Raw genomic sequence first — 7,189 nt, 5'->3', positions numbered from 1 at the left:
GCGCTTCAAAAATAACACAATTAAAGGTTCTTACATCAGTATTCGTTTTAGAAAAACATTCGAAATCATTGTGCTTGAAAAGAATTTGACATGCTTCGTTCATTTTGTCTACATCCAAAGGTAATTGATGCAACCAACTGCTCTCGTTTTCAAATGCGTCTTTAAAGGTATGGATATGATATTCATAGGTTCGCTTGGTAGCATCAAATCGAGCATGCGCTTCATCCAAAACTTTTATTATGTTGAAAACAACAATGTCTTTGGGTAAAAAAGAATTGAGTTTATGAACTAATTGTTGGCTATCAATTTCAGAAGCATAATCAAAATGAGCATACATTTGCTTGGCATGCACTCCTGTGTCGGTTCGACCAGCGCCAACAACATCAATTTCTTTTTTTAGTAAAATAGACAATGCTTTATTGAGCGTTTCTTGAACAGAGTTGGCATCAGGTTGGTATTGCCAACCGCAGTAGTTTGTTCCTTTGTAAGCTAATTCGATAAAATATCTCAAAGTGTTTCTTCCAAAATTTGAAGTCACAAAGTTATATAATTCAATAGCAATGACAATTTCAAAATTCAAATATTAATATACATTTGTGATATGAAAAAAATACTTCTCCTTTCCGATACTCATAGTCATATTGATGATACTATTTTAAAATATGTCAATCAAGCTGATGAAGTATGGCATGCCGGGGATGTAGGCGATTTAAGCGTAACAGATACTTTGAAATCTTTAAAACCATTACAAGCGGTTTATGGTAATATTGATAATGACAAAGCAAGAATTGAATTTCCACTTCACAATAGATTTATGTGTGAAGAAGTTGATGTTTGGATCACACACATTGGTGGTTATCCGGGTAAATACAATCAAGCTATTAGAAATGAAATACAAACCAATCCGCCTCAACTTTTTATTTGTGGACATTCCCATATTTTAAAAGTACAGTTTGATAAAAAACTGAATTTGTTGCACATGAATCCTGGAGCTTGCGGTATTTATGGCTTTCATCAAGTACGAACAATGCTTCGTTTTGAAATTGATGGAGATAAAATTCAGAATTTGGAGATTATAGAACTGGGCAAAAAATAATTAGAATCTGAAACAAGTTCAGATTAAATAAAAAACCCAAACTTTCGCTTGGGTTTTTCGCAGCACTAAAAAAACTAAGTTTATAGGTTTATCGCAGTCGATCCACAGATTTTACGAGATCTTCATCCTTTTTGATGGCTTTGTTGGCCAAAACCAAAAGTACGATAGAAAAAATAGGTAAGAACATCCCAACACCTTTCTCAGAAATAGCTGTTTCTCCAGATGCGTTTAGTGTTCGATACACAAATAATCCTAATAAAATTAAATTCAATATGATATTCAATCTGCCCATGACAAATTGTTGTTGTCTTTTTTTGTGTGAAATTATGCTTAATAACGATAATGTATTACTCAATCCAAAAAGTATGACATAAACCATATCCATCATAAAATAGAATGATTTGCCGTTTGCATCTTTCCATAAAGGAAAAATAAAAGGCAAAACAGCAGAAATAAGTAAACAACCAATCAAATAATACGTCTGTACTCTATACATAATTATGTAAAAATGTTGGACAAAAATATAGTTTCTTTTTAAAAAATACTATTGCATGATAAAATATTATTCGTATTATTGCATCACTAATCCGTAAGTACTTCATTCTTCGGACTATTCTTTATCAAAAATTTCTACCCACATTTGTAGTATTTCCAAAAAAAAATTAAATCAAAACAACATTCATGTTTGATATTTCTGCCTTAAAAGAAATGAAGCTTTCTGAGCTTCAAGAAATTGCTAAACTAGCAAAAACAATAAAAGTTACTGGTGCCAAAAAAGAAGTGCTGATTGCGCAAATTTTAGAGTATCAAAACAAAACAGTAGAACCTGAAAAATCTGTAGTTACCGCTGATAATGTAACTGAGAGTAAAACCAAACGTGCTCGAATTCTTCCCGAAACTAAAAAGCCGATTGAAACTACTCAAAGCGATTTATTTGATAATTATTCTCAAGTCCCAGAAAAATTGGAACAGAGTCCAATTATTCCAAATAAAAACCCCAAATTCAAAAAGCCACTCTTTAACAAGAATAAAATAACCACGACAGATGAAGTAGTTTCAGAACAAACTGACAACAATTCTGAAAGTTTTGAAAATAATGCAACAGAAGTTGCTCCAAATCCAAACCAAAATTCGGATACTATTCGTGAACAAAGACCAAAACATCAAAATGGAAATTCAAACGCAAACAATAATAATCCAAATTTTAAAGGTAAAAAACCAAATAATTTCCGCGATTCTGATTATGAATTTGATGGAATTATCGAAAGTGAAGGCGTACTCGAAATGATGCCCGATGGTTATGGTTTTTTGCGTTCTTCCGATTATAATTATCTAGCTTCGCCCGATGATATTTATCTTTCTACTTCCCAAATCAGATTGTTTGGTTTAAAAACCGGCGATACTGTAAAAGGTGTTGTTCGTCCACCAAAAGAAGGAGAGAAATTTTTTCCGTTGGTTAGAGTTTTGAAAATAAACGGTCATGATCCTCAAGTCGTGCGTGACAGAGTTTCGTTTGAACACTTAACACCAATATTTCCTCAAGAAAAATTCAACAGTGCCGACAAACAAGCTAGCGTTTCGACACGAGTTATAGATTTGTTTTCACCCATTGGAAAAGGACAACGTGGCATGATTGTAGCGCAACCAAAAACAGGAAAGACAATGTTACTGAAAGACATTGCTAATGCCATTGCTGCCAATCATCCCGAAGTTTATTTGATTGTTTTGTTAATTGATGAACGTCCAGAAGAGGTTACCGATATGCAACGCAGTGTTCGTGGTGAAGTTATTGCCTCCACCTTTGATAGAGAACCAATGGAACACGTAAAAATAGCCAATATCGTTCTTGAAAAATCAAAAAGATTAGTTGAATGCGGGCATGATGTGGTTATTCTTTTGGATTCTATTACTCGATTGGCAAGAGCATACAATACAGTACAACCTGCCTCTGGAAAAGTACTTTCGGGTGGAGTGGATGCCAATGCCTTGCAAAAACCAAAACGTTTCTTTGGTGCTGCCCGTAATGTAGAAAACGGTGGTTCACTGAGTATTATTGCAACAGCTTTAACCGAAACGGGTTCAAAAATGGACGAAGTTATCTTCGAGGAATTTAAAGGAACAGGTAACATGGAATTACAATTGGATAGAAAAATTGCCAACCGTAGAATTTTCCCTGCTATCGATTTGACTTCTTCAAGTACACGAAGAGATGATTTATTGTTAGACGAAAAAACATTGCAAAGAATGTGGATTCTCCGCAAGTTCCTAGCCGATATGAATCCAGTTGAGGCAATGGATACGATTAACGATAAAATTAAGAAGACAAGAAATAACGACGAGTTCCTCATCTCGATGAACGATTAGATTTACCATCCCAACTTAAACGGTTGGGATTTTTCTTTTTAATAATGTCACTTTGTCATATTAGTTTAATTCAAACTGACAATTCAATCTCTTTTGTTGCTTGGCACAAAAGTTGACTTATGCCAATCAAGTTTTAAACAGTAAACACAATTAATATAAAATAAAATGGGAAAAATTATTGGTATCGACTTAGGTACAACCAATTCTTGTGTGGCAGTTATGGAAGGTGGAGAACCAGTTGTAATTGCAAACGCGGAAGGGAAAAGAACAACACCATCTGTAATTGCATTTGTAGAAGGTGGCGAAATTAAGGTAGGTGATCCAGCTAAAAGACAAGCAGTGACCAACCCAACAAAAACCATAGCGTCTATCAAACGTTTTATGGGAAACAAATATACAGAAAGTGCTAAAGAAGCATCAACTGTAGCATACAAAGTGGTAAAAGGCGATAACGACACGCCACGTGTTGATATTGACGGAAGATTATATACGCCACAAGAATTGTCAGCCATGACACTTCAAAAAATGAAGAAAACGGCCGAAGACTATTTGGGTCAAACCGTTACAGAAGCGGTAATTACTGTTCCTGCTTATTTTAATGATGCACAACGTCAAGCTACAAAAGAAGCTGGAGAAATTGCAGGTTTAAAAGTAATGCGAATCATCAACGAGCCAACAGCAGCGGCTTTGGCTTATGGATTAGATAAAAAAGGTAAAGATCAAAAAATTGCGGTGTACGATTTAGGTGGAGGAACTTTTGATATTTCAGTATTGGAATTAGGCGATGGAGTTTTCGAGGTGTTATCTACAAACGGAGATACTCATTTAGGTGGCGATGACTTTGACCAAGTAATTATCGATTGGATGGCTAACGAATTCAATACCGAAGAAGGAATTGATTTGCGTAAAGACCCAATGGCATTACAACGTTTAAAAGAAGCGGCTGAAAAAGCAAAAATCGAGTTGTCATCTTCTACACAAACAGAAATCAACTTGCCTTATGTTACTGCTACAGCTACTGGACCAAAACACTTAGTGAAAAGTTTAACACGTTCAAAATTCGAACAATTGGCGGAAACTTTGGTCAAACGTTCAATGGAACCAGTTGCTAAAGCTTTGAAAGATGCAGGTTTATCAACTTCAGATATTGATGAAGTAATCCTCGTTGGTGGTTCTACAAGAATTCCAATTATCCAAGAACAAGTAGAAAAATTCTTTGGTAAAAAACCATCAAAAGGAGTAAATCCTGATGAAGTAGTAGCTATTGGAGCTGCTATTCAAGGTGGTGTTTTATCTGGAGATGTAAAAGATGTGTTGTTATTAGACGTTACGCCATTATCCCTCGGAATTGAAACCATGGGTAATGTAATGACTAAATTAATTGAGTCTAATACTACTATTCCAACTAAAAAATCACAAGTATTCTCTACAGCAGCTGATAATCAACCAAGTGTAGAAATTCACGTAATTCAAGGAGAAAGAACTATGGCTGCAGATAATAAAACTATCGGTCGTTTCCATTTAGATGGAATTCCACCAGCTCCAAGAGGCGTTCCTCAAATTGAAGTAACTTTTGATATTGATGCTAATGGAATTATTAAAGTATCGGCTACAGATAAAGGTTCAGGAAAATCACATGATATTCGTATCGAAGCTTCCTCTGGTTTAACTCCAGAAGAAATCGAAAGAATGAAAAAAGATGCTGAAATGAATGCTGAAAGTGATAGAGTTGCCAGAGAAAAAGCAGATAAATTGAACGAAGCTGATGGAATGATTTTCCAGACTGAAAGTCAACTAAAAGAATTGGGAGATAAATTATCTGATGATCATAAAGTAGGTATCGAAGCAGCTTTAACAGAATTGAGAATGGCTCACCAATCTCAAGATTTAGAAGCTATTCAAAAAGGTCTTGATAATATTAATGCTGCATGGAAAGTAGCTACAGAAGCTATGTATGCTCAAGGCGAAGCAGGTCAAGCTCAAGAAGCTCAACCACAAGCAGAAGCTCAAGGCGATAATACACAAGATGTAGAATTTGAAGAAGTTAAGTAAGCAGAGAACCAATTTTTGAAAAAAATTGTGTGAATCGCTTATCCCGAATTTTTGAGGGATCTATAATTAAGATTAAACCGAGTAAGCAATTACTCGGTTTTTTTATTTTTAACATGAAACATTCTTTCAATAACAAAGACATGAGGAAATGTTATTGCCGCTAAAAAAGAGAAAAATATTGAGTCAAAGATTTTATAGTCTTTTAATACAAAGTATAATACGATAATTCCAACAATTGAAATTAACCAATAAAGAAAAGCCGATTTACAATAGCGCTTAAAATTGGAAATAGAAACATCACCAAACAAAAATTTGGTTTGATCCAACAAGGAAGGAATACTGTGCCAGAAAATGAAATAAATAGCAAAAGCCCAAATCAAACTTCCTACTTTAAATAGTATTGTAAAAACTACTAAGTACAACAATTCAACAGCAAGGTTTTTTTGAAAAAGTTTTGAAGAATAAAAATTATAGATAAACATACCTAATAGTATGAAACTAATAATTATTAACAGCAAAGTAATATTTATAAAATTTAGTGAAAGGCCAGTAATTCCCAATAAAATGGTCATTACTTCTTTTTTATGAAATTGAAACAATAACAACAATATAAATAATCCATATACTGTGTTGAAGAGAGTAGTTGCAATTTTAGAACTGTAAAAATTTTTATTTTCCCAATGCTGTTCTCCAAAATGATAACTACTTACAAGAATAAATAAGAGCATAGCCAACCAAGGAACTAAAGTAAATAGAATAATTGCCAATAAAACGATACTTATGTAATTGAATAATATTTTCCAATAAGTTGTTTTTTCAGTGCTATTTATTTTCTTAATCAAGAGTAAATCATTTGCCCCGTGAACAATTCCGAATGATAATATTAATATAAAACCTACAATAATTTGACTTTCATTTTTTAAGAAAGAAGTTAGCCATAAGCTAAGAAAGCTTAACAGTATTGAGAAATTCGTATTTTTAAGCATTTAATTTTAAATAAAATTTAAATATAATCATAAAAAATTTAAAAAAATATTTTTTTATTTGTTTAGTATTTTTTATCTTTGGTTAAACAAATTTAAACCTTTTTATTATGTTAAACACTTTTCTTTTCTCAGCATTGACTTCTAAGATGCTTCCTACTGATTATGTAGGGTTTACTTTTTTTGTAGGCTGTATGGCTATGATGGCTGCTTCAGCTTTTTTCTTTTTATCATTAAATCAATTTGATAGAAAGTGGCGTACTTCTGTTTTAGTTTCAGGTTTGATTACTTTTGTAGCAGCAGTACATTATTATTACATGAGAGATTATTGGGCTGCTTTCCAAGAATCTCCTACATTCTTTAGATATGTAGATTGGATTATTACAGTTCCAATGATGTGTCTTGAGTTTTATTTAATTCTTAAAGTAGCTGGTGCTAAACAAAGCTTACTGTGGAAAATGATTTTCTATTCTGTAGTAATGTTAGTTACTGGTTACATTGGAGAAGCTGTTTATCCTGGAAGCGCCGCACTTTGGGGCTTCATATCTGGAGCTGCTTACTTTTTAATTGTTTATGAAATTTACTTCGGTGAAGCATCTAAATTGGCTAAAGCAGCTGGTGGAAATGTTTTAGCAGCACACAAAATTTTATGTTGGTTTGTATTAGTTGGTTGGGCTATCTATCCGTTAGGTTA

The 7,189-nt window shown here is 33.4% G+C and carries 7 protein-coding genes; 4 read left to right on the top strand and 3 right to left on the bottom strand.

The window, feature by feature from the left end; all coding sequences use genetic code 11:
- Positions 1 to 511, bottom strand: a 511-nt coding sequence (locus ACK5ON_RS08225; RefSeq protein ID WP_409821567.1) for a tRNA pseudouridine synthase A, incomplete at its 3' end; no start/stop codon positions are given.
- 90 nt (positions 512 to 601) lie between these two features.
- On the opposite strand from ACK5ON_RS08225, the gene ACK5ON_RS08220 reads away from it, so the two are divergent.
- Positions 602 to 1,096: a metallophosphoesterase family protein gene (locus ACK5ON_RS08220; protein ID WP_409821565.1), complete on the top strand. Its 495-nt coding sequence runs from the start codon at positions 602 to 604 to the stop codon at positions 1,094 to 1,096.
- A gap of 88 nt (positions 1,097 to 1,184) precedes the next feature.
- On the opposite strand, the gene ACK5ON_RS08215 is transcribed toward ACK5ON_RS08220, so the two are convergent.
- The gene (locus tag ACK5ON_RS08215; protein WP_396176075.1) at positions 1,185 to 1,595 is read right to left on the bottom strand and encodes a DUF4293 family protein; all 411 of its coding nucleotides are present in this window, start codon (positions 1,593 to 1,595) and stop codon (positions 1,185 to 1,187) included.
- A gap of 182 nt (positions 1,596 to 1,777) precedes the next feature.
- Here ACK5ON_RS08215 and rho point away from each other — a divergent pair, with 182 nt between their 5' ends.
- Positions 1,778 to 3,460: a transcription termination factor Rho gene (gene rho / locus ACK5ON_RS08210; RefSeq protein ID WP_409821564.1), complete on the top strand. Its 1,683-nt coding sequence runs from the start codon at positions 1,778 to 1,780 to the stop codon at positions 3,458 to 3,460.
- Between the two features lie 165 nt (positions 3,461 to 3,625).
- On the top strand, positions 3,626 to 5,512 hold the full coding sequence (gene dnaK, locus ACK5ON_RS08205; protein ID WP_396176069.1) for a molecular chaperone DnaK: 1,887 nt from the start codon (positions 3,626 to 3,628) through the stop codon (positions 5,510 to 5,512).
- An 89-nt stretch (positions 5,513 to 5,601) separates the two neighbouring features.
- Here dnaK and ACK5ON_RS08200 read toward each other — a convergent pair whose 3' ends face one another.
- The gene (locus ACK5ON_RS08200) at positions 5,602 to 6,498 is read right to left on the bottom strand and encodes a Brp/Blh family beta-carotene 15,15'-dioxygenase (RefSeq protein ID WP_409821561.1); all 897 of its coding nucleotides are present in this window, start codon (positions 6,496 to 6,498) and stop codon (positions 5,602 to 5,604) included.
- Positions 6,499 to 6,605: 107 nt separating this feature from the next.
- Between ACK5ON_RS08200 and ACK5ON_RS08195 the strand changes: the two genes are divergently transcribed.
- Positions 6,606 to 7,189: bacteriorhodopsin (locus ACK5ON_RS08195; protein ID WP_409821560.1), on the top strand; the 584-nt coding region annotated here is incomplete at its 3' end.

It is taken from the genome of Flavobacterium sp. (assembly GCF_046317795.1).
GTDB lineage: Bacteria > Bacteroidota > Bacteroidia > Flavobacteriales > Flavobacteriaceae > Flavobacterium.
Note: the sequence above shows the minus strand (reverse complement) of the source record. Positions and strands in the feature narration are given on the sequence as shown.

Coding starts and splice junctions, on each gene's coding strand:
- ACK5ON_RS08220 (WP_409821565.1), top strand. CDS start 602: ATGAAAAAAATACTTCTCCTTTCCGATACTCATAGTCATATTGATGAT.
- rho (WP_409821564.1), top strand. CDS start 1,778: ATGTTTGATATTTCTGCCTTAAAAGAAATGAAGCTTTCTGAGCTTCAA.
- dnaK (WP_396176069.1), top strand. CDS start 3,626: ATGGGAAAAATTATTGGTATCGACTTAGGTACAACCAATTCTTGTGTG.
- ACK5ON_RS08200 (WP_409821561.1), bottom strand. CDS start 6,498: ATGCTTAAAAATACGAATTTCTCAATACTGTTAAGCTTTCTTAGCTTA.